General features: G+C 39.0%; 35 protein-coding genes and 1 pseudogene. 4 read left to right on the forward strand and 32 right to left on the reverse strand.

Annotated elements, in window-relative coordinates; translation table 11 throughout:
- Nucleotides 1-227: 227 nt before the first annotated feature.
- The 6 genes from MKY71_RS10280 to MKY71_RS10305 form a co-directional block, all read right to left on the reverse strand.
- Nucleotides 228-1,094, reverse strand: coding sequence for an ABC transporter permease (locus MKY71_RS10280; RefSeq protein ID WP_340732511.1), 867 nt, complete (start codon nt 1,092-1,094; stop codon nt 228-230).
- Nucleotide 1,095: 1 nt separating this feature from the next.
- Nucleotides 1,096-2,025: an ATP-binding cassette domain-containing protein gene (locus MKY71_RS10285; protein WP_445683735.1), complete on the reverse strand. Its 930-nt coding sequence runs from the start codon at nt 2,023-2,025 to the stop codon at nt 1,096-1,098.
- A complete protein-coding gene (locus MKY71_RS10290) occupies nt 2,018-2,422 on the reverse strand; it encodes a DUF3021 domain-containing protein (protein ID WP_340732513.1) in 405 nt (134 codons plus the stop codon). Before MKY71_RS10290 ends, MKY71_RS10285 begins: the two co-directional genes overlap by 8 nt.
- On the reverse strand, nt 2,419-2,874 hold the full coding sequence (locus MKY71_RS10295; RefSeq protein ID WP_340732515.1) for a LytTR family DNA-binding domain-containing protein: 456 nt from the start codon (nt 2,872-2,874) through the stop codon (nt 2,419-2,421). Before MKY71_RS10295 ends, MKY71_RS10290 begins: the two co-directional genes overlap by 4 nt.
- A 259-nt stretch (nt 2,875-3,133) precedes the next feature.
- On the reverse strand, nt 3,134-4,027 hold the full coding sequence (locus tag MKY71_RS10300) for an SDR family oxidoreductase (protein WP_340732517.1): 894 nt from the start codon (nt 4,025-4,027) through the stop codon (nt 3,134-3,136).
- A 228-nt stretch (nt 4,028-4,255) separates the two neighbouring features.
- On the reverse strand, nt 4,256-5,872 hold the full coding sequence (locus MKY71_RS10305) for a thiamine pyrophosphate-binding protein (protein WP_339194745.1): 1,617 nt from the start codon (nt 5,870-5,872) through the stop codon (nt 4,256-4,258).
- A 209-nt stretch (nt 5,873-6,081) separates the two neighbouring features.
- On the opposite strand from MKY71_RS10305, the gene MKY71_RS10310 reads away from it, so the two are divergent.
- From MKY71_RS10310 to MKY71_RS10320, 3 genes are all read left to right on the forward strand, one after another.
- Complete coding sequence (locus tag MKY71_RS10310; RefSeq protein WP_340732519.1) at nt 6,082-6,636, forward strand: hypothetical protein; 555 nt, start codon at nt 6,082-6,084, stop codon at nt 6,634-6,636.
- Between the two features lie 128 nt (nt 6,637-6,764).
- Nucleotides 6,765-7,184 carry a hypothetical protein gene (locus MKY71_RS10315; protein WP_340732520.1) on the forward strand — a complete coding sequence of 140 codons (420 nt, stop codon included), beginning with the start codon at nt 6,765-6,767 and terminating at the stop codon, nt 7,182-7,184.
- 114 nt (nt 7,185-7,298) lie between these two features.
- Nucleotides 7,299-7,958: a phosphatase PAP2 family protein gene (locus MKY71_RS10320; RefSeq protein ID WP_340732521.1), complete on the forward strand. Its 660-nt coding sequence runs from the start codon at nt 7,299-7,301 to the stop codon at nt 7,956-7,958.
- Between the two features lie 5 nt (nt 7,959-7,963).
- Here the strand turns inward: MKY71_RS10320 and MKY71_RS10325 are convergent, their stop codons facing one another.
- The 25 genes and pseudogenes from MKY71_RS10325 to MKY71_RS10445 all read right to left on the reverse strand — a co-directional run bounded on the left by MKY71_RS10325 (nt 7,964) and on the right by MKY71_RS10445 (nt 24,653).
- Nucleotides 7,964-8,437 (reverse strand): GNAT family N-acetyltransferase, encoded by a 474-nt coding sequence (locus tag MKY71_RS10325; RefSeq protein ID WP_340732522.1) that lies wholly within the window; start codon nt 8,435-8,437, stop codon nt 7,964-7,966.
- 236 nt (nt 8,438-8,673) lie between these two features.
- Nucleotides 8,674-9,084 carry a hypothetical protein gene (locus MKY71_RS10330; RefSeq protein WP_340732523.1) on the reverse strand — a complete coding sequence of 137 codons (411 nt, stop codon included), beginning with the start codon at nt 9,082-9,084 and terminating at the stop codon, nt 8,674-8,676.
- A 50-nt stretch (nt 9,085-9,134) separates the two neighbouring features.
- Nucleotides 9,135-9,701 (reverse strand): dihydrofolate reductase family protein, encoded by a 567-nt coding sequence (locus MKY71_RS10335; RefSeq protein ID WP_340732524.1) that lies wholly within the window; start codon nt 9,699-9,701, stop codon nt 9,135-9,137.
- A gap of 26 nt (nt 9,702-9,727) precedes the next feature.
- Nucleotides 9,728-10,240: pseudogene (locus tag MKY71_RS10340) on the reverse strand (GNAT family N-acetyltransferase).
- A 179-nt stretch (nt 10,241-10,419) separates the two neighbouring features.
- Entirely contained in the window at nt 10,420-11,205 is a 786-nt protein-coding gene (locus MKY71_RS10345; RefSeq protein WP_445683736.1) for a sulfite exporter TauE/SafE family protein, read from the reverse strand.
- Between the two features lie 94 nt (nt 11,206-11,299).
- Complete coding sequence (locus tag MKY71_RS10350; protein WP_340732525.1) at nt 11,300-11,527, reverse strand: sulfurtransferase TusA family protein; 228 nt, start codon at nt 11,525-11,527, stop codon at nt 11,300-11,302.
- A 125-nt stretch (nt 11,528-11,652) separates the two neighbouring features.
- On the reverse strand, nt 11,653-12,780 hold the full coding sequence (locus MKY71_RS10355) for an MBL fold metallo-hydrolase (protein ID WP_340732527.1): 1,128 nt from the start codon (nt 12,778-12,780) through the stop codon (nt 11,653-11,655).
- 45 nt (nt 12,781-12,825) lie between these two features.
- On the reverse strand, nt 12,826-13,386 hold the full coding sequence (locus MKY71_RS10360) for a sulfurtransferase TusA family protein (RefSeq protein ID WP_340732529.1): 561 nt from the start codon (nt 13,384-13,386) through the stop codon (nt 12,826-12,828).
- A gap of 48 nt (nt 13,387-13,434) precedes the next feature.
- A complete protein-coding gene (locus MKY71_RS10365) occupies nt 13,435-13,731 on the reverse strand; it encodes a rhodanese-like domain-containing protein (RefSeq protein WP_340732530.1) in 297 nt (98 codons plus the stop codon).
- Between the two features lie 13 nt (nt 13,732-13,744).
- Entirely contained in the window at nt 13,745-14,086 is a 342-nt protein-coding gene (locus MKY71_RS10370) for a rhodanese-like domain-containing protein (protein ID WP_340732531.1), read from the reverse strand.
- A gap of 10 nt (nt 14,087-14,096) precedes the next feature.
- Nucleotides 14,097-14,579: a DsrE/DsrF/DrsH-like family protein gene (locus MKY71_RS10375; RefSeq protein ID WP_340733635.1), complete on the reverse strand. Its 483-nt coding sequence runs from the start codon at nt 14,577-14,579 to the stop codon at nt 14,097-14,099.
- Nucleotides 14,580-14,624: 45 nt separating this feature from the next.
- Nucleotides 14,625-14,885 (reverse strand): metal-sensitive transcriptional regulator, encoded by a 261-nt coding sequence (locus MKY71_RS10380; protein ID WP_339171633.1) that lies wholly within the window; start codon nt 14,883-14,885, stop codon nt 14,625-14,627.
- 190 nt (nt 14,886-15,075) lie between these two features.
- Nucleotides 15,076-15,534: a cupin domain-containing protein gene (locus MKY71_RS10385; RefSeq protein WP_340733636.1), complete on the reverse strand. Its 459-nt coding sequence runs from the start codon at nt 15,532-15,534 to the stop codon at nt 15,076-15,078.
- Between the two features lie 196 nt (nt 15,535-15,730).
- Nucleotides 15,731-16,723 carry an NADPH:quinone oxidoreductase family protein gene (locus tag MKY71_RS10390; protein WP_340732532.1) on the reverse strand — a complete coding sequence of 331 codons (993 nt, stop codon included), beginning with the start codon at nt 16,721-16,723 and terminating at the stop codon, nt 15,731-15,733.
- A gap of 138 nt (nt 16,724-16,861) precedes the next feature.
- A complete protein-coding gene (locus MKY71_RS10395; protein ID WP_339171637.1) occupies nt 16,862-17,683 on the reverse strand; it encodes a MetQ/NlpA family ABC transporter substrate-binding protein in 822 nt (273 codons plus the stop codon).
- A gap of 10 nt (nt 17,684-17,693) precedes the next feature.
- Nucleotides 17,694-18,356, reverse strand: a complete 663-nt coding sequence (locus MKY71_RS10400) for a methionine ABC transporter permease (protein WP_340732534.1) — start codon at nt 18,354-18,356, stop codon at nt 17,694-17,696.
- Nucleotides 18,349-19,095 carry a methionine ABC transporter ATP-binding protein gene (locus MKY71_RS10405; RefSeq protein ID WP_340732535.1) on the reverse strand — a complete coding sequence of 249 codons (747 nt, stop codon included), beginning with the start codon at nt 19,093-19,095 and terminating at the stop codon, nt 18,349-18,351. Before MKY71_RS10405 ends, MKY71_RS10400 begins: the two co-directional genes overlap by 8 nt.
- A 194-nt stretch (nt 19,096-19,289) precedes the next feature.
- Complete coding sequence (locus tag MKY71_RS10410) at nt 19,290-19,814, reverse strand: GNAT family N-acetyltransferase (protein WP_340732536.1); 525 nt, start codon at nt 19,812-19,814, stop codon at nt 19,290-19,292.
- A 5-nt stretch (nt 19,815-19,819) separates the two neighbouring features.
- Nucleotides 19,820-20,215, reverse strand: a complete 396-nt coding sequence (locus MKY71_RS10415; protein WP_340732537.1) for an HIT family protein — start codon at nt 20,213-20,215, stop codon at nt 19,820-19,822.
- A 9-nt stretch (nt 20,216-20,224) separates the two neighbouring features.
- Entirely contained in the window at nt 20,225-20,755 is a 531-nt protein-coding gene (locus MKY71_RS10420; protein WP_340732538.1) for a GrpB family protein, read from the reverse strand.
- Between the two features lie 40 nt (nt 20,756-20,795).
- Nucleotides 20,796-21,164 carry a hypothetical protein gene (locus MKY71_RS10425; RefSeq protein ID WP_340732539.1) on the reverse strand — a complete coding sequence of 123 codons (369 nt, stop codon included), beginning with the start codon at nt 21,162-21,164 and terminating at the stop codon, nt 20,796-20,798.
- Between the two features lie 273 nt (nt 21,165-21,437).
- Nucleotides 21,438-22,283: a M23 family metallopeptidase gene (locus tag MKY71_RS10430; protein WP_340732540.1), complete on the reverse strand. Its 846-nt coding sequence runs from the start codon at nt 22,281-22,283 to the stop codon at nt 21,438-21,440.
- 138 nt (nt 22,284-22,421) lie between these two features.
- Nucleotides 22,422-23,294 carry a dehydrogenase gene (locus MKY71_RS10435; RefSeq protein WP_340732541.1) on the reverse strand — a complete coding sequence of 291 codons (873 nt, stop codon included), beginning with the start codon at nt 23,292-23,294 and terminating at the stop codon, nt 22,422-22,424.
- The gene (locus tag MKY71_RS10440; RefSeq protein ID WP_340732542.1) at nt 23,284-23,778 is read right to left on the reverse strand and encodes an RNA polymerase sigma factor; all 495 of its coding nucleotides are present in this window, start codon (nt 23,776-23,778) and stop codon (nt 23,284-23,286) included. The genes MKY71_RS10435 and MKY71_RS10440 overlap by 11 nt, the downstream gene beginning before the upstream one ends.
- 374 nt (nt 23,779-24,152) lie before the next feature.
- Nucleotides 24,153-24,653, reverse strand: a complete 501-nt coding sequence (locus MKY71_RS10445) for a DUF1648 domain-containing protein (protein WP_340732543.1) — start codon at nt 24,651-24,653, stop codon at nt 24,153-24,155.
- A 104-nt stretch (nt 24,654-24,757) separates the two neighbouring features.
- On the opposite strand from MKY71_RS10445, the gene MKY71_RS10450 reads away from it, so the two are divergent.
- Entirely contained in the window at nt 24,758-25,411 is a 654-nt protein-coding gene (locus tag MKY71_RS10450) for a DedA family protein (protein ID WP_340732544.1), read from the forward strand.
- A 41-nt stretch (nt 25,412-25,452) separates the two neighbouring features.
- On the opposite strand, the gene MKY71_RS10455 is transcribed toward MKY71_RS10450, so the two are convergent.
- Entirely contained in the window at nt 25,453-25,935 is a 483-nt protein-coding gene (locus MKY71_RS10455) for a chemotaxis protein CheW (protein ID WP_339194791.1), read from the reverse strand.
- Nucleotides 25,936-25,945: the final 10 nt, after the last annotated feature.

Genomic DNA, 25,945 nt, shown 5'->3' on the forward strand with positions numbered 1-25,945 from the left:
AAAAATTTACTAAAAAAATTTTTGAGCTATTAAAATAATCGTCTTAAAATATAGTTTTTACAAAATAATTGGGCATTTCTTCATACGTTTATCCAATTTAATCGCTACTTGTTTATTAATGAACCCTCCAATAATACACCTTCCTAATTTCTCTTTGATATAGTATCTTCCTAAGTCTAGGGAAAAATAAGAAAACCACTTTCCAATAAATCTACGGAAAGTGGTTTTTACTTATGTTGTAGGCGGAATAGAATGGCTGAAATAATGGCTATGCCAACAATTGAAGTGCAAATAAATAATACACTCGATAGAGTTCCTAAAATATTACCATCTACTTCATATACAACTCCATAAGTTAGCATATAGGAGTTCATTGCCTCTTCTGCATTTCCAAATACTGTTTGCAAAGAATCTTCCATTAATAATTGACGTAACAATACCGCGACGTGACTCACAGGAAATAAATGAATGACTGTTTGAATTACTTTTGGCAATACCCCCATCGGAACATAGACTGCGCACAAAAACCCAATTAATGTACCCACCAGTGAATTTACCGTTGAAAATGCTTTTGCTGTTCTTGTTAAAAGTACTATCACTAAATTAATCATTGCACTCAGTAACACCCCAAGCATTATCACACCGAATAGTTGCAATAACTTTTTTACATTCGGTAGATCCCCACCAAGGGACAATAAATATAGTTCACATACAATAAAAGCAATAGACGTCATGATAAAGCCGATTATAACTGAGCTGATAACATAGCTTAGCTGTATAGAAGTTCTCGATGCAGATGTAACAAGAAAATCCGCTGTACGCTTCGATTCCTGATCACTTACGAATATAGCAAATACCGCTAACGTCGATGTCATACCTGTCATTGTCAAAATCCCAGCAATCATCCATTGACTGACAACTAATTCAACAGCTGGTGTCATTGCTATCACTTGACTGATTGCATCTATTTGCACTTTCTGTAAAAAGACAATAAACAACCCGATTGAAATCAAAACAGTCAGCATTGAGAAAAAGACGAGCATTCTGTCTCGGAAGAATATTTTATTGTTGCGAACAATCAAGCTCGTCATCATATTAGTTTTCCTCCCCTGCTATATTCGTTTCTATAAATACTTGGTCGAGCGAACCTTTAATAACCTCAAATGATGCAATATATGGCTCGAGTTGTATTAAAACTGGAATCGTCGAAACTGTAGAAGCCACTTCCACCTGCCACTCGTCTTGCTGCTTTTGAGGTATCCCAGGTAAAATAGGTGTAACTTCTTCAATTGTAGCAGTCGGTTTTAAGACAAATTTTAAATAGTCTTTCGCATAAAGCGCTTTTAACTCATTCGGCGATCCTTGTGCAATGATTTCACCATTCTTCATGATGACAATATCATCTGCATTTGCTGCCTCTTCCATGTAATGTGTAGTCAAAAATATGGTCATGCCTATTTCATTGCGCAGTCGATTAATTGTTTCCCAAACAAATTGACGTGTTAATGGATCAAGTCCAGTCGTCGGCTCATCTAAAAATAAAAGATTAGGCTTATGAATTATTGCCCGTGCAATATCTGCTCGACGACGCTGTCCACCTGAAAGCGAACCGTATTTTTTATGTTCAATGTCCGCAAGCTGTAAATACTGATGCACAAATTCATAATTCTCCTGCAATATTGGCTTCGGTAAACGATAAAAACGACCTCGATGCAAAATATTTTCCTTCACCGTCAATTGATGGTCTAAAATACTTTCTTGAAATACAATACCTATCGTTCTGCGAATTTCCTCATTCCCTTTTAGTGTACCAAGTGTATGCCCATCGATTGAAACCGTCCCACTCGTTTTCTCCAAAAGCGTGCATAACATTTCAATTGTAGTAGATTTACCCGCCCCATTATTTCCAATAAATGCAAAAAGCGCGCCCTTTTGTACCGAAAAGCTAATCCCTTTTACGGCATTGAATTCTCCATAAAGCTTTGATAACTGTTGGACATCAATCAATGTTTGCATGTTACTCACCCCTTTGTTGAAGTTGACTGTTCATTTTTCGTATTACACGCTTTTCATCGGTATAATAATACAGCCAAACTATGAGATAAATAATCGAAGCACGTGCGTATAATAAAAAGATAGATTTAGTGTTATTAAGTTCAAACCAGCCGCCATAATACCCTATGACAAAGACTACAGTTACGGTTACAGCATAATGGACTATAAGTACAACTAATATCGGCCATTCCAATTTATATAGCTGATTTGCCAATGCAATGACGATTCCTAAAAGGACGGCATAGAAAAACTGTTTTACAATCGTTTCACTCATCCAGAAATCATTCGGTGACTTTAAAGAAATGAGCATGATGATAAAATAGGATGAACATAGACTTATCAGAATGCTTTGTATTAAATTTTTCATTTGCTATTTCCCCCTAACCCGAATGCCTCTTTTAATGTTTTAAAATAGTTGCGGCTTACCGGTATCATAACTCCATTTTCGAGCGTAAGTTGTGGATTGCCTAGCACCTTCGATTGAATCGAAGTAATTTTCTCAAAGTGAACAAGTGTCGCTTTATTAACACGTAGTAACTGTGTTGAAAATCGCTCTTCCAACTCATAAAGCTTTTGTTTCACTTCCAGTTCATGTTCATCTGTTTGGATATAAACTTTCCCTTGTTCGCTATAAATGCTATATATATCCTGCATTTTAATCAGATGGATATCCCCATCCATGTAGCCGGGAATTGTATCATTTTTCGTTGCTTGATTTAGCTTTTTCATCAGCTGTGCAACTTGCTCATTGTATTCCGAAGCATGCACATGGACTTCAATTTCCGAAAGTTCCTGCTCAATATGTAAATGAATCTTCATAAATCCTCCCTCTTGATTGGTAGTATAGCACCGCTTTTTGTATGCATTTAATAATTGTGATTAACACGTAAATAGCTGTATGTAAGTTGTAAAATTTGGTTTGTAACATGCATTTTCATTATAAGTATTATTTCCAGGCAATTGTTAAGTAAATTTCAATTTGATCTTAAAACATCTCTCAATAAAAAAAACAGCAACCTCCCGTATCATCAGGAGATTGCTGTTTCTTCGTTGAAGGTGCTTTTCGTGCCCTTCAATATTATAAGTCGATTGTTTCGCCGCCTGTTACCCCGTAAATTTGTCCGGTAATATAGCTTCCTTCATCAGATGCTAAAAGGACATATACTGGGGCAAGCTCTACAGGCTGCCCGGCGCGACCAAGTGGTGCATTTTGGCCAAATTCAGGGATTTTGCCATCCGGTTGTCCGTTATCCAATTGCAGCGGTGTCCAAATCGGGCCTGGCGCAACCCCGTTCACACGTACGCCTTTAGAGGCAAAGTATGCAGAAAGGTTTAGCGTAAAGTTGCTAATCGCACCTTTCGTTGAGGCATAATCCATTAAAAATGTAGATGGATTGTACGATTGAACCGATGTCGTCGTAATAATTGCACTTCCCGGTTCCAAATGTTCTTCAGCAGCTTTAACGGCTTCAAACATGCTGATAACATTTACTTTGAACGTATCTTCTACTTGTTTGATCGTTAAATCGCTTAGTGTCTCCTGTGCGATTTGCTGACCCGCATTCAATACGAGCGTATCTAATCCGCCAAAAGCTTCCACAGTTTTTTTCACCATTTCAGTTGCCGCGCCATCTTCACGTAAGTCATATGGCAACAGCAACGCTTTTTTGCCGGCTTCTTCGATTAATGCTTTTACTTCATTTGCGTCTTCTTCTTCACCAGGGAAGAATTGAATCGCGACATTAGCGCCTTCACGTGCATAGGCAATCGCGGCAGCACGACCAATCCCGGAATCGCCACCGGTAACTAAAGCATTTCGCCCTTCCAGACGATTATGCCCTTTATATGATTTTTCTCCACAATCAGGTTTTGGACTCATTTCATTTTGTATTGCTGGAGTACTCTGTTCTTGATCCGGGAATTTCTCCGTATGAAATTTTTTTCTTGGATCGTTTAAGTTTGGGTTTCCCATCAAAAATCATCTCCTATCTAGTTAGTACATTCATTGCGAGGATAATTTCCGTAAACTTTAAAGCGGCTTATCAGATATTCCTTCACATAAACTGTTACACTTTTTTGAATACCCTGTGTGAATTACTTTAAACAGCATCTATTCTTCCCTGTAATAAAATCAACGACTTATTCCAGCATTTTAGTCATTAAAACCATAAAAAATAGGTTGCCCCATTAAAAAGGTCATTTATTGTGTTTCCGGGAAAAATACTTGTGCTGTGCTGATATCTACGAGTGTTGGGCCCTTCGTATTGAGTGCTTCTTCCATCACAGACTCCAACTCGGTATCTGAAGTAGGACGTAATCCTTTCCAACCGCAAGCCTCAGCCAATTTAACAAAATCAGGATTCGTTAAATCAACACCTACTTCTTCCTTCTTCGCAACTTTCAGCTTGTCCCTTTCCATTTGCAGACTTTCATTATTTAAAACAACGACTGTAATATCCAGTTCATAGCGAGTTGCTGTCAATAGATCTGCAAGCACCATCTGAAGCCCTCCGTCACCTACAATCGCCACTACTTGTTTTTCTGGCTTAATTAGCTTTGCGGCCATCGCAGCTGGAAGGCCAAAGCCCATTGTGCGCCAGTAACCGGAAAATAAAACAGACTGATCTTTTTGTTTGAAGTTACGATTCGTCCATACGGTATTATCGCCGGTATCCAGTGCAAGAATCGCATCGGATGTTACTGTTCGGTCAATGGCACGGATAATTCGGGAAGGATGAACAGGATAACCTTTCGTATTACCTTCCTCCTCATTCTGTGCTGCCCATTTTTCTTTTACTTGTTGTATATGCGTTACCCAATCCTCAGAGCGAATGAATTGTTGCAGGCTCTCCGTTAAAATTGGAATTACTTCCTCTGTTTTTCCCATGATTCCAAGTTCTGTTGGAATTTCTTTTACAAACTTATCCAATTGACGGTCGATCTGAATAATTCGTGCATCCGTTGGCACAAACCCTTCCGGCCACCAAGTCGTCCCTGCAAGAAGTACGACATCTGCCTGTTTAAATACATCAGCAGCATGTGGGTTCCCGCCTTCACCAATCCCTTGTAATACAAGCGGTGAAGATTCATCAAACAAACCTTTTCCGCCTAAACTTGTTAGAATGCCGGCTCCCCAAAGATCCGCCAGTTTTTCCAAATCCGCTGAGACAGAAGTGGCACCTAAACCAGCCAGAATCATTGGTCGCTTAGCTGTTCTCATAATGTCCACAGCGTGTTTCAGACTTTCATTCGTAAAGCTGGAAGTCCCTTCGATTACATCCGGCAATCGACGCGGCGCTCCCTTAGCAGGCATCATCATAATATCCTTTGGTATGGATATATGCGTGACAACCCTTTGTCCAAGAGATGTTCGCGCAGCTTTTTGCAGAACTTCAATTGTTGCATCCGGGCTGGCCAGATTTGCAGAATAAGCGGCAAAAGGCTTTACAAGTTCCTGTTGATCGATATATTGCGGATATTCCGTACCAATCTTTCCACTTTCGGCCTGCCCTGTAATCGCAAGCACAGGCGCTCTATCTGCATGCGCATCACCGAGACCATTAATAAGATTCGCTGCACCTGGTCCCATCGTTGCAGTACATACACCGAGACCACCCGTTAATTTAGCTTCGGCAGACGCCATAAAAGCAGCTGTCGATTCATGTTTGACAGCAATATATTTAATTTTATCCTGTTTTGCCAATGCATCGATGAGTCCGAATGTCGTATCACCTACGACCCCATATATCCGTCTTACACCGAACATATACAATTGATCGAGCATTAATTCAGAAACTGTTTGCTCTGTTTTTCCCATAACATATGGACCTCCTTGATAGATCTTCCTAACCTGCCAGTTATAAAGTCTAATTTATATTTTTGATCACATTTTTTAACTTTCCCTAAATCATCCAAGTTAATCTTCCTTTTTCAAACAGAGGCTTTGTTATATCGTGTTGGGAAATTTTATCAAATAATATATAATGATTGAACATGTAGAAAAGTCATCTCGAGGAGGAAGACAATATGGCACATCATATTATCGAACAAGCGAAACGTGGCTTGAAGGGTTTTGAAATCGGCTATTATCATACTAGCGGTTGTTATGGTGGCGAGTATGAGGAAGAATTTTATAAATATTTTGCAGACGACGATTTTGAAACTAGAAAATATTCGATTGTCGCCTTTACATGTATGCTAGGAACTTGGGAAACAAAGTTTTGCCAAGTATTTTGGTCGGTAAAGGAATGGGAGGAAAATAGCAGTCGGCATTACCCTCTAAATAAAAGTCAGTTTTATTATTTTGAAGATTATCTTCATTCCTTTTTAGAACATCATGAGCAGATAGAAAAGGAATTCCCTTATATGTTTGAAGAAATAGTACACTTTTTGATAAAAATCGAACAGGATAGAGGGATTAGTTATGAAAAGTGGTTTCCTGAAATTAACCCCACTGTTATTCACCGAATAAGACAAGAAATATTAATTCCTAAAAAATATTTAGCAGAAATAAACAGCCCTATGAAATACTTGTTAAAAGAATTAGGGATTGAACCGTTTTTTGAAATAGATAAATATTAAATGCTTATCTCTTTTATTAATACACTGATAAAAAGTGGTTTAACCTTATCTAAACAAACATTGGAAACATCTTTTCCTTCGTGGTTTTTTAAAGGTTGTGCTATATTCAAATTGTCAGGAGTGATTTGATGAAGAAATTTTTAACGATTGCTGTAATTATCCTTGCTTTACTTGGAGCAGGAGGCTATGCTGTGTGGCATTATGGGACAAATATCGCTTCCGAAAAAATCGTCGAACAAGTTGAAGCTAATTTAAATGCTGAAGATAAAGAAGAAGTGAAATCCTATATCGCAAACGATCCGAAGCTGCAGGAAATTGTAAACGAAGCAGCAACTACGGACCCCGATTCTCTACCCTTTCAAACGAAGGAAGAAGCAACTCGTCTATTAATCAAAAAAGTAGGCATTAATCGTTTATTAGCAATCCAGGAGCAGGCGCAAAACGGTTCAATCAGTGTTGATCAAGTAGTTTCTGAAATGGAAGGTACGCTGTCAGAAGATGAACTTTCTGCTCTAAAATATGTCTTATATAAGGAATTTTATAATTAAAATTAAACACCGCTTCGTAACTATAAAACAAAACTCGATTGCCTATATGGAATCGAGTTCTTTTTAATTCAATGTATTTTTCTTTACATATAGCCATAATAAGTTATATTTACTTTGCATTATCCTAAATTTTTTTTGTTAGGAGGAACTAATATAAGAAAGTGGCCATATATTTTAGGCATTTTTACTTTCGTTGCATTTTGTTTTTTATGGATAACGTTTGAAACAGCTATTATTAAAGCTTTTGACAAAGGCGCTTTTGAATTATTGTACGGAAATAAATTCATTACAATGTTTCATCATATAGGTGAAACTAATTTTATTTTTACCGTCGCAATCATTCTTTGTATCTTTATTTGGATTTACAAAAAAGACTATAAATTGATTGGGTTTGTTATTGTTTCCGTAGGTGGTGGATACGGGTTATATCAACTATTAAAACGCCTAATTGAGAGACCGCGTCCGGATATAGCAGATCAATTTTCTACATTTAGTTTTCCTTCAGGACATGCTGTACATGGTTTATTATATTTATTTACGATTGCATATGTATTAAACCGTCTTTACACTTTAAACAAAGCATCACTGATTGTTTGGATTGCAGCTATTATCTTAGCTTTACTAATTGGAATCTCCCGAATTACTGAGGCACGTCACTTTGCTTCAGATGTGATAGCCGGTTGGTCACTTGGCTATAGCTGGTTTATTCTTTGCGTGTGGTTTTATAGGAGAACCATTGATTATAAACGCTTTGAAAAAAATTCCGGAACATAGAATAATCACTTATCCGGTGTGAGGTTCTTTTGCATTGTGAGTGCTGGAATTTCATCACCATTTTTATTAATGATGATTTCTTCCTTCACGATTTTATAACCTAATTTTGAATAAAGAGAGATATTATTCTGCTCACTTTTTCGAACTTTGCATTTTGAAACATATATATTATTTTTCACAGCGTAGTCTTCTAAGTACTTCACCAAGTTAGTTGCTACGCCCTTCCCCTGATTTTTAGGTAACACAGACAATCTTGAGAAATAAATAAATTCCTCATTTAAAATACATTTCACAAGTGCTATTAATTCATCGTTATCGTATACGCCGAACAATTCTGTCCCTTGTTTGAGCTCAGTACTAATGGAGTCTGCTGTTTCATTTAAAGCACTGGAAGGTTGCGGATCTGTCTCGTAGCGCTTAAACGCTTGATGGATCACACTAACCGCTTTGAATGGATCAATATTCATTTCTATTTTCAAGTTAACACTCCCTTTAATAAATATAAAATCACATTTATAATTATACGTATATAACAAAATAAGTAAATTCAAAAAAGAACATTTTTCTGTGCATCAGAAAAATGTTCTAAAATTTACATTATGTTAGGGATAAATACTTTCATAAATAAGAAGTAGCCTAAAGAACCAATCGTTAAGCCAATAAGAATAATTCCAATGGATAATGATTTAGTTTTTATGATTTTCACCTCACTAAATTATCTTTCAATATAAATTACATCATTTGAAGGTTCAAGATACTCCTTATCCCCTAAAGAAAAAGTAGTATTTAAATGGGCAATTTCCGCATACTGAACTGCTTTACCCCCATTGATAAAAACCAACAGGTAAATATCGTCCCGTGAACCAATGTTGCTTGGGTCAGTAAATTTAACGCCGACTTGTTTTTCTAAATCTGTTTGTGTTGTATAAGGCTGAACTAAAAACGCCTTGTCCCATTCGAAATCGTCAAATGTGTTAAGAAAAGTTTTGCTTGTACTGTTATCGGATACCATAATAATCGATGAATGGAGTCTTTTTTCAATTTCTGTATTCCGTTTCATAGCGCTATTATTACACCCGGTTATCACTAAGAAGGATAACAATATAACTGAAATTTGTTTGATCAATACGATTCCCCCTTTACTATGCCCCTTTTAAGAAATTGAAAGGGACAATATTAGTTCCCTTCGTATTGATAAATGATTTGAACTACTCCGGAAGAAAATGTTCTCGTATTTACAACTTTTAAATTTAATCTTTCTTGAATATCGACAAACAGCGGTTTTCCCTCTCCCAATACGACTGGATGAATGGATAATCTGAATTCGTCAACAAGCCCTAAATTGATAAAAGTCGTTATAAGGCTTGCTCCTCCATATAGCCATATATCTTTACCAGCCTGATTCTTTAATTTCATCACTTCTTCTAGGATGTTGTCATTTATAAATTTTGCTTCATTCCGATCCCCGTTTTGAGTTCTGGAAAACACATATTTTTCTTTACTATGAACCAAATCCCACATTTCTTTTTCATTTTCGGAGCTACCCTCTTCAGGAATATACTGTCCCCATAAGTCGTAGCTTTTTCTGCCGTAAAAAATGGTGTCTATTTGATTCAAAAAGTCGTTAAAGTTCATTTCCGGGTCCATAATGCACCAATCGATTTCACCGTTTTTCCCTTCAATCAAACCATCTAACGTAATGGCTAAATCTAAAATGACTCTTCTCTTCGTTGTATTTCCCATAATTTCCGCTCCCTCTTTGATGCAGCTTATTTCCACTCTTCACTTAAAATTGCGTAATAGTATTCATCCCACCATTCATCCCCGTTTGGAATGCATTTTTTGAAATACCCTTCCCTTCTCATGCCGATTTTCTCCATGACACGATACGACGGCGGATTTTGAGGCTGGCAAGTTGCAATCACTCTATGTAGTTTCATTTCTTCAAAGGCATATTGTAACATGGCTCGAGCTGCTTCAGTAGCATAGCCTTTATTATAAAATTTCGGATTGAATACCCAGCCAATTTCATATGTATGGTCGCCGAAATATTTACCGAAAAATAGATGCCCTATCAAAGTATTTTCACCTTTCAGTATGACTGCGAACTTTTCCGCTTCCTCCCCCATATTTTATTCAATAAATTCCTTTGCAGTTTCTTTTGTAAAAACCCCTTCAGGTATATATTTCATTACATTGGCATCAGATGTATAGTCAAATACTGCCTGTAAATCGTTCATGTTAAATTTACGTATTATTAATCTTTCGGTTTCGACGTGCATTTCCTTACCCCCATGTTAAGACTATTTTCTAATTTCGACATCAAATGATGGATTACCTTTAAAAAATACATCCCAAAATCAAACAAAAAATCCTCACCAGTTGAGCTGGCGAGGATCGTTGTATTGAGCAACGAAAAGACAACGAAGCGCTACTTGCTGCTTCACCCTTTACAAGTTTGTTATTGTAAAATATCTACCCATATTTTAATAGCTGTGGCACCAATCATGATGGCAAGCAGCCATTGCAGAATTTTTACATTCATTTTCTGACCGACTTTTGCACCGAGTGGAGCGGCGATGATACTGGCAATGATCATAATGAATGCCGGCCAATAATCGACCTGGCCTGTCATCAATTTCCCGATACTGCCACCGATTGATGAAATAAAAGTAATCGCCAAACTTGTCGCGATGGTAATTCTTGTTGGAATTTTTAACACCGTCAGCATAATCGGTACGAGTAAAAACCCGCCGGCTGCCCCGACAATGCCTGATCCGATTCCAACGATGAGTGCTAGTGAACTCGCCAAAGCTTTGTTGAATGTAATTTCAGTTGCGTCTTCAACGGTTTTCCTCGGTATAAACATCATCACTGCTGCAATGACGGCTAATAGCCCATACACAATATTCACGGCATCTTCAGATAAAAATCCCGAGCCGTAACTGCCAATGAAGCTACCGATTAATATCGCCACCCCCATATATAGGATAAGCTCTCTATTTAACAATCCGCTTTTCCGGTAAGCCCAAACCCCTGCAAGCGACGCGAAAAGCACCTGTACGGCACTAATTCCGGAAACTTCATGTGCGGTAAATGCCATTAAGCCGAACAATGGCGGTATATAAAGCAGCATTGGATACTTAATGATGGAACCGCCAACACCGAGCATACCGGAAAGAAACGATCCAATAAATCCAAGTGCAAAGATGACTGTTATATACATTAATGATAAATCGATTTCCATAAGCGTTTCCTTCTTTCAAAAATTCATTTACGCCTTTGCTAATACATTTGTCCAATAAAGAAAGCGGATAGAAGTCATTTCTACCCGCTATTTTTTACGCTTTTTGAATATAGAAGTACAGGACACCCGCTTCTTCCTTTTGATCAACAATTGTGTGGCCGCCTGCACCTGCCCATGCTTTGAAGTCATTTAATGCGCCTTTATCTGTTACTAAAACTTCCAATACTTCACCAGAGTTTATTTTATCGATTGCCTTTTTCGTTTTTACGATTGGCATTGGGCATGCTAAGCCTTTTGCATCTAATGTTTGTGTAATATTCATTTCAAATTCCTCTATTCTTAAATTTGTTTGTTGTAAGCGATCTATAAGTTTATCGTGTAACACGGTTGCGTTCCTCTTGAGCGTGAAGCAAACATAGGTGTATGATTTCAATTTCCAGCTTTAAATTAGCGTACTGCGCAACGATTTGGACCAATCTCCATTTCCGTTTGCTCGTCGTTATCAGGTGTAATTTTACCCATGTTAGCGTGGCGAATTTCTTGGTAAGCATTCGGTTGTGGTGGTAAATTGTCCGTTACCATTGAGCGGAACTGTTCTTCATCTTCCACATTTAAACCGTGGTTTTGAGCGAATAAATCACCCAATCGTTTCGCTACAGTTCCATCTTCATTCAATTCATCAATAATCATGAAGTGCGCCGGCAACACGATTAAATCTTCCGCTAATGTACGGTAGCGTTTGTATAATGTTTCGCGTAGATCTCCAACCCAATCCTCCGCTAAACCTGCTAAGTCTGGACGGCCGATTGAATCAATGAATAAAATGTCACCTGTTAATAAGTATTTATCATCGATGACAAATGAAGTTGAACCGATTGTATGACCAGGTGAATAAAGTGCGCCGACTTCAATTTCAGAAGCACCTAATTGTATCTTTAAACCGTCTTCAAGTGGTGCGTAGTCAAATACAACTTCTTCCGCATCTTTGGGTGGTAAGTAGTATGTTGCACCAGAAGCTGCAGCAATGTGACGACCACCAGAAATGTGGTCAGCGTGTAAGTGTGTATCGAAAACGTATTTAATCTCAACACCTTTTTCTTCAGCGAACTTCGTGAATACTTCTGTGAAACGTACTGCGTCAATAATGGCCGCTTCGCCTTCAGAAATAGCCATGTATGAAAGACAGCCTTTCCCTAAACGTACGAACTGGTATAGTTCACCGCCATTATTCAAGTTTCCAACTTTAACCGGCTCAAGGTACATCGACCATGACTTCATGCCGCCTTCAAGGTAACCGACATCAACACCTGCATCCGAAAGCATTTCTGCGACCATGATGGAAGAGCCTTCTTTCGCACAAACAACCAATACCTCTTTGTCGGCGGGAATTTGCGGTAAAATTTCTTCTACACCATCTAATAATTCGAAGTAAGGAATGTTTAAGTATTCGAATTTGTGACCGTCAATTTTCCAGTCTTTAAATGCGTCTTCATTCCGGACATCTAAAATAAACAATGCTTTGTTTTCAATTACTTTGCGTGCCACTTGTGCCGCTGTCCATGCTGTTACTGTCATTACAACTACCCCCATAGGTATAATTTTTTATAAAAATTTTTATAATTACTCTACTTCTTTCTGTAATGCGCCTTCATACCCTGTCATACCAGGCAAGACATTGTATACTTTTGTAAATCCTGCTTCAGTTAATTGTCTCGCTGCCAGATCCGAGCGTGTACCTGTTCGGCAAATAACATATATTGTTTCGTCTTCACTGAGTTCATCCATTCGTGTTCCCAATTCGCCCATCGGAATTGATTTAGCTCCTGGGATATGGCCGAAAGCATATTCTGCTGCTTCACGTACATCCAAAATCAAGCCTTCTTCTTTCACCGCATCTTCATTGGAAATCGTTTGTTCAAATGTTTTTTCAGCTGCTTCACTCATTTCCGGATTGCATTTTCGGATATAGTGATAAAACACACCATCTACTTCACTTGAGCCGATATATTGATGACCGACCGTTTTCGACCATGCCGCTAAATCCGCGACAGAGCCTTTGTCTGTCGCCTGTATTTCCAGCACTTGCCCTTCTGCCACATTGTTCATCGCTTTTTTCGTTTTGACGATCGGCATTGGACAAGCTAAACCTTTTGCATCAAGTTGTACGTCTGATTTAATCATCGTGATCCTCCATTCATACCAGTAAGGGTATAATTTATTTTAAAATTTTTACTTAACTTCGCCATTCCATTCGAGCATGCCACCCGTCATATTTGTCACATCAAATCCTTGTGACTCTAAAAATGCTGTTGCCTGACCACTGCGACCGCCAGAACGGCAAACCATGATATAAGGTGTTTTTTTATCCAACTCGTGCATACGGAATTCCAGTAATCCTAATGGAATATGGGTAACTCCTGGAATATGACCAGCCTCTACTTCCGCTACTTCGCGAACGTCGATTAAATGAACCGCTTCTCCCGCTTCCAACTTTGCCTGTACTTCATTTGGTAAAATAGTTTTCATCCTGATTTCCTCCTTAATATGCACTCATGCCGCCACGAACATTTATTACTTGTTCATAGCCTAATTTTTTCAGTTGATTACATGCCTGCTTCGAACGCATACCGCTTTGACAAATGACTACAATTTCCTTACCCTTTGGCAGCTTCGACAAATCCGAACCAAGTGGCATATTTCTAAATTGCTTCACATTACGTGCCTTATACTCGGCAGGTGTTCGTACGTCTACAAACACTTTATCTTTGTCATTAATCATTGTTTTAAGCTGGGCCGTTGATATCGTTTTGACACCTTTTACAGGTTTCATGCGCCAAACAAAGAAAGCTGCGATCACGGCGATTAATAGGATTGTTTCCATAGGTCACCCCTTAAATGAATAAATTGACGTTTCCGTCTTCAGCATCCGCTAAATAGGCCGCTACTCCGGCATATTCAATACCATCCAGCAATTCTTCCTTTTGAAGTCCCAATAAATCCATCGTCATCGTACATGTTACAAGCTTAATGTCCTGCTCCTGAGCCATTTCTACAAGTTGTGTCAATGTTAATGCGTTATGCTTATTCATGACATGCTTGATCATTTTCGGGCCCATGCCGAGCATCTGCATTTTTGATAGCCCTAGCTTTTCCGCACCACGCGGCATCATCTTGGCAAACATTTTTTCGAGGAACCCTTTTTTAACAGCTACCGGTTCTTGCTTTCGTAATGCATTGATACCCCAGAACGTATGAAAAATGGTTACTTCATGATCATATGCTGCAGCACCGTTTGCAATGATATAAGCAGCCATCGCTTTATCATAATCTCCACTGAATAATACGATTGTTGTTCTTTTCTTTTCCAAATCCAGTCCCCCTACCCCTATAGGTATAATTTATTTTAAAAATAAAAAGCCTTATCGACTTTTTACTAGTAAATCCACTGCCTGTTTGACCATAGCATTTTTATCGAGCGTATCGGCATCTTCTTTTGAAAGACACTCGACTAAATTATCCGTCACGATGACACCGATTGTCCGGTCAACAGCAGAACGAACAGCACTTAGTTGCGTTATTACATCTTTGCAGTCCTTTTCTTCTTCCATCATCCGTAGAATGCCTCGTAGCTGACCTTCGACTTTTTTCATTCGAGCCAAAACTTTAGGATCATACTGCATATGCTCACCTCATTTAGAATAATTTATTAACCACACTATACTACCCCTTAGGGTATGTGTCAAACTATAAACTTTCGCAATAGCTATTAGTTTTCTCTCGACAACCACGGCTATTTCTAACCACATCATATACCCCTACAGGTATAATGTCAACAAAAAGAAGCTCACACATTTGTGCAAGCTTCCAAAACTAGTGCTCATGCAGATTCGCATCTTGTTTCGTGGGATGCACGGTACCGTATGGATGATTTGGCGGAGCATAGATGGAATACAGCTTCAACGGAATATTGCCGATATTGATCACGTTGTGCCAAGTTCCCGCGGGGACGATGATGGCGCTATCGTCAAAAACGAACCATTGCATATTTAAACTGTCTTTTCTGTTCCCCATTTGAACGATGCCTTGCCCTTGTTCAATCCGTAGAAATTGATCGACATTCGGATGCATTTCCAAGCTGATATCCTCACCTGGATGTAAACTCATGACTGTCAGTTGCAGATGTTCCCCTGTCCATAATACGGTCCGAAATGTATGATTTCCGATTGTCGCTCCATGAATGTTAATGACAAAGGGGTTCTTCCCGTAGTCCGTGCTTTTATTCATGCTGTTATAATTCCAATGACCATACGCACTTGGCATAAAATCCATATTGATTTTCCATCCCTTCACAATCTTTCTCTCTAATAGATTATGCGTTGCCTTCAGTTAGCGTTCATCCAAATATTTAGATTTACGAATCATGAGGGGTTGAAAATGGATTTACCTGAAATTAAAAGAACACACTCCTTAGTAAAGAAGTGCATCCAAGTTTATTTCATATGAATTTAATGTTCCAACTCAGAAATTATCCGAGCTTTACAATCGTTCTACCTGTTGCCTGACCTTTTAAAAGTGTTGGCAGTGCTTCCGGAAGTTGCTCAAGCGAAATTTCTTGCTGAATTAATTGCTCCAAATTAGCCGGTTTGAAATCTGCTGCTAAACGGTTCCACACCTTTAATCTTGTGTCCATTGGGCAATAAACCGAGTCAATTCCTAGTAAGTTCACACCGCGTAAAATAAACGGGAAGACTGTTGACGGAAGTTTTGTCCCTGCTGTTAATCCGCTGACTGCAACCGATCCGCCGTATTGAATTTGGCTTAGTAATGAAGCTAATGGCTCACCACCGACAGGATCGACCGCAGCTGCCCATTTTTGTTTTCCTAATGCGCGAACTTTACCGTCATACACTTCTTCACGCGGAACGATTGAAGTTGCACCAAGGCTTTTTAAAAACTCATGTTCTGATTCTTTCCCAGTGCTCGCTTCTACTTCATAGCCAAGCTTTGATAGAATCGAAACGGCAAAGCTTCCGACACCGCCTGTAGCACCCGTTACGAGCACTTTCCCTTTATCAGGTGTTACATTATTTTCTTCTAGTCGTTGAACGGAAAGCGCTGCAGTAAAGCCGGCTGTACCGATGACCATCGCTTCTTTTAATGAAAGTCCTTCCGGCAGTGGAACAAGCCACTCAGACGGGATGCGTGCATATTCACTATATCCGCCAAAATGAGTGACACCTATTTCATAGCTTGTCGCAATCACTTTGTCCCCTTCTTTAAATTGCGGGTTTTCCGATGAAATGACCGTTCCTGCCAAGTCAATGCCCGGTACGAATGGATAGCTTTTGACAATGTTGCCATCCGGTATTGCTGCTAAACTATCCTTATAATTAATAGAAGAATACTCTACTTTAAGCAGCACGTCTCCTTCAGGTAAATCATTTAAGGAAAGTTCCTTCACGTCTACTGTAAATTGTTCTTCATTATTGACGACTAATGCTTTAAAGTTTTCTGCCATTTTGACCACCCCTTCTAATGTTTACAAATAAAGGGTAACAAAATAAGGCATACCGGTCAAAAAGCTTTGTTTCACCTCATTTTTAATAAAAAAGCCGAAACGCATGTTAGAACCGCGCCTCGGCATTGATTAATTTATTTATTCAAAAGCTGGTGTTGCTGTTTCGTCGTAGTTTTCTATTAGGAAATTACGCACTTCTTCACTCGTCATCGCTTCTGCAAGCTTTTTGATTGCTTCGTCGTCTTTGTTGTCTTCACGTGCCACTAATGTAATGGCAAAATCGTTTTCCACACCTTCAGTCAACAGTGCATCACTTTTCGGTGTTAGATTAAGTGGTGCAGCATAGGCAGGCGTCATAATTACCGCATCCGCATCATCGTACATACGCGCAAGCATTAACAGATCGACTTCCTTAAACTGAAGATTTTTTGGATTGTCCTCAACACTTGCTAATGTGTAATACACATCTGTTTTTTCCTTTAATGTAATGACACCGTGCTGAGCAAGCAGCATTAATGAACGGTCAACATTTGAAATATCGTTGGCAATCGCAACTGTTGCTCCATCCGGTAGTTCTTCAATTGAATCATAGTTTTTAGCATACACACCGTAATTCGCAAAGTAAATCGGCTGAATCGGCACTAAATTAGCGTCATTGTTACGGTTGAATTCCTCCATATACGGTACGTGCTGGAAGAAGTTTGCATCGACTTCCTTTGCAGCCAGCGCACTGTTTGGCTGTACATTATCACCTAGCACGACAATTTCCAGATCAATGCCCTGTTCCTCTAATTTCGGCTCTACTAGTTCCAAAATATCCGTCATCGGTGAAATTAATGATGCAACTTTTAATGTTGTCTCTTCTTTTTCCACTTCTTTATTCGTTTCTGTTTCTTCATTCTGTCCGCAGCCTACTAAAGCAAGTACCGCCGCTACACTTAACATCCATCTTTTTTTCACAATCATTCTCCTATCTTTTGTCCAACCATCTTGCTGCAGTCGTACCAATCATTTGAATAAGCTGCACCAAAATAATCATAATTAAAATCATGTAAAGCATTAGATCTGTCTTGAATTGCTGATAACCATAACGAATCGCAAAATCACCGATTCCGCCACCGCCAACTACACCCATTATTGTGGAATAAGAAATGAAGCTGACAATCGAAGTCGTCAAACCGAGCACCAGACCTGATCGCGCCTCCACAAAAAGAAAACTGAAAATAATCCGCCGCACCGAAGCACCCATTGACACAGCCGCCTCGATTACACCTTTTGGTACATCAAGCATGGATTGCTCGACAAGCCTTGCATAATGCGCAACGGCGATAATCGATAACGGAACAGTTGCCGCGACCGTCCCAATAGCTGTACCGACAATGAACCGTGTAAAAGGGATTAGGAAAACGACCAATAGCAGGAAAGGAAACGACCGGATCGTATTCACCACTAAGTTTAGTATGTTGTAAACGATACGGTTTTCAAGCAACTTTTCTTTCCCGCAAAGAAATAAATATGTACCGATTGGTAAACCGATTAATACGGCAGCCACAATTGACACACCGACCATGAAAAAGGTCTCACTGATCGCCCGCCAAATCTCGGCTTCATACTGACGTAATACATCAGGCATGTCCGATTCCACCTTTCACGAGCTGATCGACAAAGTTTTGCGGATGGTGGCTCGTTTCATGGATGCCATCAGGTGTTAACTCCACCGTCTCATATATTTGCCCAGCATCCAGTACGGTAGCACGATGACATATACTTTTGACAACTTCAAGCTCATGACTGACAAGGACAATTGTCACACCAAGCTCAACATTGATCTTCTGTAAAACACGCAAAATTTCCGCAGAGGTGTTAGCATCGAGCGCAGAGGTTGGCTCATCACAGAGCAGGACCGCAGTTTCATTCGCAAGTGCCCTTGCAATCGCCACACGCTGCTTTTGCCCACCGCTCAGCTGTGCCGGATATTGATTGGCAAACTGTTCGAGCCCGACAAACTTCAGGCATTCAAGTACACGCGCTTTCCGTAGCTTTTTCGGATAGTTTGCCAGGACAAGTGCAATTTCAACATTATCATGGACGGTCTTATTTGCGACGAGGTGAAAATGTTGGAAGATCATTCCGATTGATTTTCTTGCTTTACGAAGTTCAGCATTCCTTAAAGCTGTGAGTTGCTGACCATTTATGACAACCGCTCCACTATCCGGTACTTCCAGCAAGTTCATCAGACGTAGCAAAGTTGATTTACCTGCACCGCTCGCCCCGATCAATCCATGAATTTCACCTTTCGCAATCGTCAGCGACACATCCTGAACAGCGACAAAAGAACCAAATTTTTTAGTAACTTGCTGTAATTGTATCACCTGTTTACACACCTCCACTGCATACCCAATCGATTTCTAATTATAGTAGATAATGTATCAGCTACCAAGAGAAATGTTTTTTGAAAAAAATCCCAATGTTAAAATCCTACTCCCCATTCTTTCAATATAAAAAGCTGCCGGAAATTAGATTTTCACTCTAACTTTGCGGGCAGCCCGGTATGTATACAGGTAACTTAATAAGGGACTTCATTCAGTTTAATCGGCGTTGTTTTACGATCCTTCCAATCTTCATAAATGGAAGCGTACAAAACCGTATCAGAAATTGTACCGTCATCATTTTCCCAAGCACTGCGTAAATAGCCTTCTTTGACAAAACCTGCTTTTGTAAAGCACTTCCTCATCGCTAAATTATCGGCTCTAGTATAACCTTCAATTCGAATCTTACCTTTTTCACGATATAAATATTCTTTTAACCAGTTTAGCGAATTTTTACCGATGCCCTTTCCTCTTGCTTCCTTCGTTAATCGAAGATCAAATAAAGGGATTGTATCATCAATATCATCGATTATTAATATTCCTACTTTTTGTTCATTTTCAGTAATCCAAAACGTTTCTCTTCCTTCAGAGTAATAGCCTTTCGCGATTGCTTTTCTAATTGCTTCGGGCTCTAGATGAACCTTTGCATGAAAAGGCCATTCATTGGAACATAATAAATCGATCAATTCTTCATTTTCCGAGTGAAATTTTCTTACTTCCAAGACAGTCACTCCCTTTCGTTTTGAAGCAGCTTCACAAGTTCTGAAACCAATATAGGACGGCCGTTTACCTTCTGGTGTGTCCAGAAGTCATCCCCTTTATATCGAGGTACGATATGGATATGAAAATGAGTTCCCTCATCCATAATCGGTCCGTTATTTTGAATAACGCTTACCCCGTCTACCGGAAAATGCGTATCAAAAATATTCATAATTCGTTTTTGCAGTTTAAGTAACTCCATTAATGCTGAATCAGGCAGTTCACGGACATCCATAAAATGCTGTTTTGATATAATTAATAGGTGACCAGACTGGATTGGATCTATGTCTAAAACCACTTTAAAATTTTCTGTTTGCATTAGTATATGTTTCTCTTCAATTCCATCACAAAAAATACAGGTCATCTTCATCCCTCATTCATCCATTTTCCTAAAAATCGACTGAACAAATTGCTCTTTATAATTTGTATATTCAGTAATCCCTTCCTTACCTGTCTTAAAGAAAGCATCTTTCAACAGCTCATATTCCTTTTTCACTGCTTCATTTGCATTCAAATAATCTCGGAAAAAGCGCATTTGATGCCATTTTTTGTTACCCCATTCTACAAGATGAATGAAATGTGTTTTCGTTTCAAATGTAGTATCTGTAAATTTTGCGCAAACAATTTCATCCGTTCTTTCCACTTGCAAGCGATAAAAACCGGCATGCTTAAGTCCTTTGAAAAAGTCTTTACCAAGCGAATCCAGGTTGACAACACCGATGACAATATCAATTACCGGCTTTGCGTGAATCCCTTCAATCGATGTGCTGCCGATATGTTCTATTTGATGAGGCTGTAAACTTGTGTACTTTAGAATGTTTTCTTTAGTCTCAGCAAATTCTCTCTTCCAACCTGCTTCATGCGGAACGAGTACCACTTCATCTTTTTTTAATCCGAGTTTCATCCAGTCCAATCCTTTCTCACTGATTATTTGCGGAAATATTTCACTGATGCCATTCAAATAGTAAAATGCGATTTTCCGCTTGCTGATATATTGCAGTAAAGGTATCAAAATCACCATTTTCTGATTGATGGAAGTAGAAATCACCCGGCTGTAAATCAATTGAATAAGCTTGAATCGTATTTTTGAATTCATCGTCTTGCTGGATTGTATACATATTTTGGACCCTGGTTACAAAATATGAAACATGCTGATTTGCCTTGAATAAATTATTTTCTGTCACTTTTATAAAATCATGAAGTTGCTCTTGTTCAACCTTATTCTCATACAATAATTCTGTAACCCATTCTCCATCTCCACGTGCGGGAAATTTTGTTGCCCATACATTAATTATTTCTGTCGGTATCGGCAATGCTATACCCCAGCGTTCTTTATAATGGGTCACCTTTTCTTCAGGGGATACCGATATACCAAAGAGCGAGATGTAGAGCAACAAAATTACAATTGCTAAAATTAAAAAGATAATTATCTTCTTTATAGAAACCCCTCCAATTCCAACTCCACTTCTACTTCAATAACTGGCCAATAATACGATGGAGCGATAGCAGCAGTTCACCAGCTGTTGCAGAGTTTTCAATCTTATCTAATGTGTCTGTTTTGTCCCTGCTTGCCGAGCTCGGTTTTACTATATCCCCCTGAATGGGTTCTGCGCCACCATGAACTGAATACGCAGTGATTTGGCTTGCAGGAATTCCTGATGATCCATTACTTGAAAATGAATATGGGCTTCTGAGGAATTGCCAGAATTCCCGCATAGGCCGAGCAGCTGACCTGCCTTCACTTTATCCCCTGTTTTCACACAAATTGAATCCTTCTTGAAATGGGCAATCATGCTGTATTCATTGTGTTCATGTGCGATGATGCAATAGTTTCCTGCTAGATTCTTTTCATCCATTTCCCCGGGTATATTGTCGTTAATTCCATCCAACACTTCGACCACCACACCATCAGCCGGTGCCACAACCTCAGCTCCAAATGCATAGTAGCTTTCATTTTGAAGCTTCGAGTTCCTATATGTTTCGTTGTTGCTCATTTTAACTAAATCATAAGCGTAACGCTGCTGTTCATATGGATAGTGATAGTTGATAAATTCGTTCGTGCCGCCCCAAAAAACATACCACTTGTCACTGATCGGCATGCTGTATGTATTTTTCGTCCATATTTGATCACTGCCCGGATACGTTTCATATGGTTTGAAATACATTCCTTGAATAATATTGTTATCGTCAAATGCTACGACAACTGCTTTCGTATACGTATCATCGACCCATATATACTGTTCCAGCCCTTGAAATGTATTGGACACGATATATTTATAATTGCTTACATCTGAATTATAGTCTAAAGAAAGTGCACGAAATTGTTCAAACGATACAAGGTTCTGAAACGATTCTGCTGTTTTCCCGTAGATATCCTCAAATTGACCGTTTAAAAAATAGTAACCGAACTGTTCTTTCAATTGATTAACCATTCAAATGCCTCCTCTTTTTTGCTTCTTAATTTATACGAATTTTCCGACAAAAAGGTTTCAACTCGTTACCTTTTATAATGGAATATGCAAAAACATGGCCGCTTCTATATGAAGGACCATGCATGTTCATTTTTCTTATTATGCCGTGCCAATCCCGATAAGGAACCAGAGCACAATAAATAGGATTTTGTACTTCTCCACTTTTAAGATGTGTAAGTTTGTCACTTCTTTTTTTATCAGCCACCAAATGCTAAATCCATATGCAAATAATAAAAGTAAAAGCAATGGCTTATAAAATGGGCCAATCATGAAATAATAATAGCCCATAATCGCCACAACAATTATATAAATTGTCATAGCAATACCCATTCCGCGTATTTTTTTCGGCAGTTCAATTTGTCGGCGCTTATAGTAGCTGGACGCCACCAAGATCATTACTAAAACGCCTAGACCAATAAATATCGATGGAAATTGGAATCGATCATGCGCATTCTCCAAGTCAGATAAAACAGTCGATGGGAATTGATCATATCCGGGATAAAATGCATCATTGCTAATATCATGCATATAGTTCCATGCCAATTCAAATTTTCGCTGTTCCCCGTTTTTATATAAGACGATAATGTCATAATGCACGTCGCTTTTCGGAGGAGCCATAACCGCAGGAAGTTCTGAAATGTTTTCGAATAAGGCGATTATTGAATCTGTCGTCACATTTTCAACACCAACGAAAAGTGTCGACGTTCTTCCCCTAAACCCCTTTTCCCCATTATTTTCATAGGAAGTGATTTTGGCAATTTCACCTGATGCTGCCTGATTGTTCATGTCCGAGGTGAACAGTAAAAACAGACCGATAAAACAAATCGCCGCCATTATGCCTATTTCACGTAATGTTTTCAACTGATATTGTTTTCTAACAGGTTTCTTATGGATATTCTGATAGATGGATTTTTTTAATGCTTCATTTTGCGGGAGTTCATCTAACTGTTTTAAGCGATCATCAATCTTCATCGATCTCACCTCCTAAAATTTTCTGCAATGCCAGCATCGCACTCCGCTGAGTGTTTGCGACTTTCACAGATGATAAGCCCATAATGGCACACGTTTCATGAATCGAAAGCTCCTCAATTTTCCGGTATATGATGACTTCGCGTTGTACTGGTTTTAACTTTTGCAATGCCTCATATAATTGCTTTCGGTCTTCTTCCTGTATGAGCCATTCATGCGGAACATCGTGATCACCCACCTGCTCCGGGACATTTGTAAATGGGAGCCACTTAATTAATGCTCTTTTCCGGTAATAGTCATAAACAAGATTTCGAGCGACTTGCCTCGTATACGTTTGGAAATTGGTTACTTTGGTCAAATCCGTTTTATAAATTCGCACAAACGTATCCTGCGTTAAATCTTCAGCGACTTGTGCGTTAGATACCATGTAGCGTATGTACTGATAAGTTTTGCCGAACTCCTGCTCATAAAGCTCATCAAAATCCATGTCCATCACCTCTCTTACTTCTATAGACGAATGAAAATTAAAAATATGTAATTTTATTTAAAAGTTTTTAACTGAAAAAAGCATCTCCTTAATGAGATGCTTTCGGTCTTCGATGAGGAATCTGCTTTTTTATTGAAGGTTCTACTTTTCGGTCGGAATGTTCTACTTTACAGTCTGAATGTTCTACTTTTCACCTGCTGCGTTCTACTTTTCCCATGAAACTTTCTACTTTCAGCACGCGATGTTCTAATATAAATCGAGGTTCTACTTTCTTCGGAAAAGATTCTACTTTTCGACCGGAATGTTTTACTTTTGCCACGAAATCTTCTACTTTTCCTACGCCACGTTCCACATTCCCTTTAAAACCTTCTACTTTACTTAATCCTAAATATCCTTACCATCTTCCAAATCAGTACCACAAACAGCGCTGCCAATATGACGAAAAATGGCCAGCCGATTGTTGTTGCTTCTTCTAAAGCAATCACAATCGTGCGGTATACGATGTAAGCGAATAATATATTAATGATGTTTCGCATATAATTTAATGTTTGGCGACTATTTCTGTAAAAGACCTCGGCATTTGATTCATTGAAATGTGCCGGATAGTTGTGCGTTTCAGGGAATTTTTCTAAAATCATTAAAAAGATATGCATGGCAATCCCGATGCCAGGTAATATTAACAGCTCCCATTTTGAGCCCCAACGGTCGACATCACCGTTGCCGCCAAAGTGGGCAGGCACTTCACTTGGTAGTTCACGCCAGTTCATGAATAGGACAGCAAGCATTAGCGCTAATGCGATATAGCCGAGAATATCCATCAACCATTCTGACTTCGTTTTTGGAATTTCAATTTTAGGGCGTTTCGTCAAACTCATTTCCATCACCTCTTTAAATTTTTTACTTAGCACTTTTTATAACAATATTTTGCCAATATCCGCTATACTGGAATTTAATCATCCTCTTGATAGGAGAACTACTTATGCTACTTGATATTATTCAATTTTTAAGGGAAATCGACCAGATCATATTTTATTACATAAAAGAGCTCGGACTGTATATTTATATTCTGTTATTTGCGGTTGTTTTCACGAAGACTGCATTTGTAATTTTAACTTTCTTACCCGGGGATAGTACGGTGTTCACAAGCGGAACGTTAGCAGCGATCGATAAGCTTGATTTTCTGACATTGCTCATTATTTTCATCGTGGCAACAACACTTGCCGACAGCAGCAACTACCTCATCGGAAAATCGATACGGAAAATACCGCCGAAGCGCAATTTGTTCAAGCGTTTTGTAACTGAGGAAACGACTGAAAAAGCACTGACATTCCTGGAAAACTATGACCGGGTTGCCATTACGTTTTCACGGTTTGTGCCGTTGATGCGGACAATGACGCCGTTTATATGCGGATACTCCGGCTTTTCGTATGGAACATTTTTACGCTATAACTTCATCGGGGCCGTACTTTGGACCGTTGTTTGGCTTGGTGGTGGCTTTTTACTCGGAAATATTCCATGGGTTGAAGAAAACCTCGTCCTGACACTTACGATTATTTCGATTTTCGTATTTAGCTTTACAGGTTATGCATACATTAAACAATTCAAAAAAAAGAAAGCGGTTACTGCCGATTGAAAAAATGGAGCCTATCACGTTCAGATGATAAGCTCCTTTTTTTAGTTTGTCTCGTTTTCCTGCTTATTCATTTCATGTAAATATTCGATGATTTCACGAATACCGTCCAATGAATGCACAAGAATATTCGGGTCGATGCAAGAAATCATGCGGTCTTCCAAATTAGCAACCGCTGTAAAATATTTCGTTTTTTCGTAATTGACAAGACCCATCTGTTTTAATACGCCTTCTTCAAAGTCGATAATCTCTTTCGCATCGGCAACAACCAATCCGTAATTAATCAACTCTGTCTTCAACACAATGATTTTAGCCGTTTGTGTATTTGTCGGGCGATTGTACAATATCGTCTGAAAATCGATGATTGGTGTAAGTTCCCCACGAATTCGCGTAAAGCCGAGCAAGTAGTTTGGTAAATGAGGAATCGGCGTTACACGCTCCAGCTTTTCAATCGATACGACCTGCTCAACCGGCACAGCATATTGTTCTGTGCCGCATAAAAATACGACTGCTTTTTCAATGCTCATATTAATACCT

The organism is Solibacillus sp. FSL W7-1324 (assembly GCF_038008025.1).
Taxonomy (GTDB): Bacteria; Bacillota; Bacilli; order Bacillales_A; family Planococcaceae; genus Solibacillus.

Coding starts and splice junctions, on each gene's coding strand:
- MKY71_RS10295 (WP_340732515.1), bottom strand. CDS start 2,874: ATGAAGATTCATTTACATATTGAGCAGGAACTTTCGGAAATTGAAGTC.
- MKY71_RS10345 (WP_445683736.1), bottom strand. CDS start 11,205: ATGGAAATCGATTTATCATTAATGTATATAACAGTCATCTTTGCACTT.
- MKY71_RS10290 (WP_340732513.1), bottom strand. CDS start 2,422: ATGAAAAATTTAATACAAAGCATTCTGATAAGTCTATGTTCATCCTAT.
- MKY71_RS10415 (WP_340732537.1), bottom strand. CDS start 20,215: ATGACCTGTATTTTTTGTGATGGAATTGAAGAGAAACATATACTAATG.
- MKY71_RS10430 (WP_340732540.1), bottom strand. CDS start 22,283: ATGGTTAATCAATTGAAAGAACAGTTCGGTTACTATTTTTTAAACGGT.
- MKY71_RS10305 (WP_339194745.1), bottom strand. CDS start 5,872: ATGGGAAAAACAGAGCAAACAGTTTCTGAATTAATGCTCGATCAATTG.
- MKY71_RS10335 (WP_340732524.1), bottom strand. CDS start 9,701: ATGGGAAATACAACGAAGAGAAGAGTCATTTTAGATTTAGCCATTACG.
- MKY71_RS10445 (WP_340732543.1), bottom strand. CDS start 24,653: ATGAGTTTGACGAAACGCCCTAAAATTGAAATTCCAAAAACGAAGTCA.
- MKY71_RS10455 (WP_339194791.1), bottom strand. CDS start 25,935: ATGAGCATTGAAAAAGCAGTCGTATTTTTATGCGGCACAGAACAATAT.
- MKY71_RS10300 (WP_340732517.1), bottom strand. CDS start 4,027: ATGGGAAACCCAAACTTAAACGATCCAAGAAAAAAATTTCATACGGAG.
- MKY71_RS10370 (WP_340732531.1), bottom strand. CDS start 14,086: ATGGAAACAATCCTATTAATCGCCGTGATCGCAGCTTTCTTTGTTTGG.
- MKY71_RS10310 (WP_340732519.1), top strand. CDS start 6,082: ATGGCACATCATATTATCGAACAAGCGAAACGTGGCTTGAAGGGTTTT.
- MKY71_RS10435 (WP_340732541.1), bottom strand. CDS start 23,294: ATGAAGATTGATGATCGCTTAAAACAGTTAGATGAACTCCCGCAAAAT.
- MKY71_RS10380 (WP_339171633.1), bottom strand. CDS start 14,885: ATGCAGTATGATCCTAAAGTTTTGGCTCGAATGAAAAAAGTCGAAGGT.
- MKY71_RS10400 (WP_340732534.1), bottom strand. CDS start 18,356: ATGCCTGATGTATTACGTCAGTATGAAGCCGAGATTTGGCGGGCGATC.
- MKY71_RS10420 (WP_340732538.1), bottom strand. CDS start 20,755: ATGAAACTCGGATTAAAAAAAGATGAAGTGGTACTCGTTCCGCATGAA.
- MKY71_RS10450 (WP_340732544.1), top strand. CDS start 24,758: ATGCTACTTGATATTATTCAATTTTTAAGGGAAATCGACCAGATCATA.
- MKY71_RS10440 (WP_340732542.1), bottom strand. CDS start 23,778: ATGGATTTTGATGAGCTTTATGAGCAGGAGTTCGGCAAAACTTATCAG.
- MKY71_RS10280 (WP_340732511.1), bottom strand. CDS start 1,094: ATGATGACGAGCTTGATTGTTCGCAACAATAAAATATTCTTCCGAGAC.
- MKY71_RS10365 (WP_340732530.1), bottom strand. CDS start 13,731: ATGAAAACTATTTTACCAAATGAAGTACAGGCAAAGTTGGAAGCGGGA.
- MKY71_RS10390 (WP_340732532.1), bottom strand. CDS start 16,723: ATGGCAGAAAACTTTAAAGCATTAGTCGTCAATAATGAAGAACAATTT.
- MKY71_RS10385 (WP_340733636.1), bottom strand. CDS start 15,534: ATGGATTTTATGCCAAGTGCGTATGGTCATTGGAATTATAACAGCATG.
- MKY71_RS10350 (WP_340732525.1), bottom strand. CDS start 11,527: ATGAATATTACACAAACATTAGATGCAAAAGGCTTAGCATGCCCAATG.
- MKY71_RS10315 (WP_340732520.1), top strand. CDS start 6,765: ATGAAGAAATTTTTAACGATTGCTGTAATTATCCTTGCTTTACTTGGA.
- MKY71_RS10360 (WP_340732529.1), bottom strand. CDS start 13,386: ATGATTAAATCAGACGTACAACTTGATGCAAAAGGTTTAGCTTGTCCA.
- MKY71_RS10355 (WP_340732527.1), bottom strand. CDS start 12,780: ATGACAGTAACAGCATGGACAGCGGCACAAGTGGCACGCAAAGTAATT.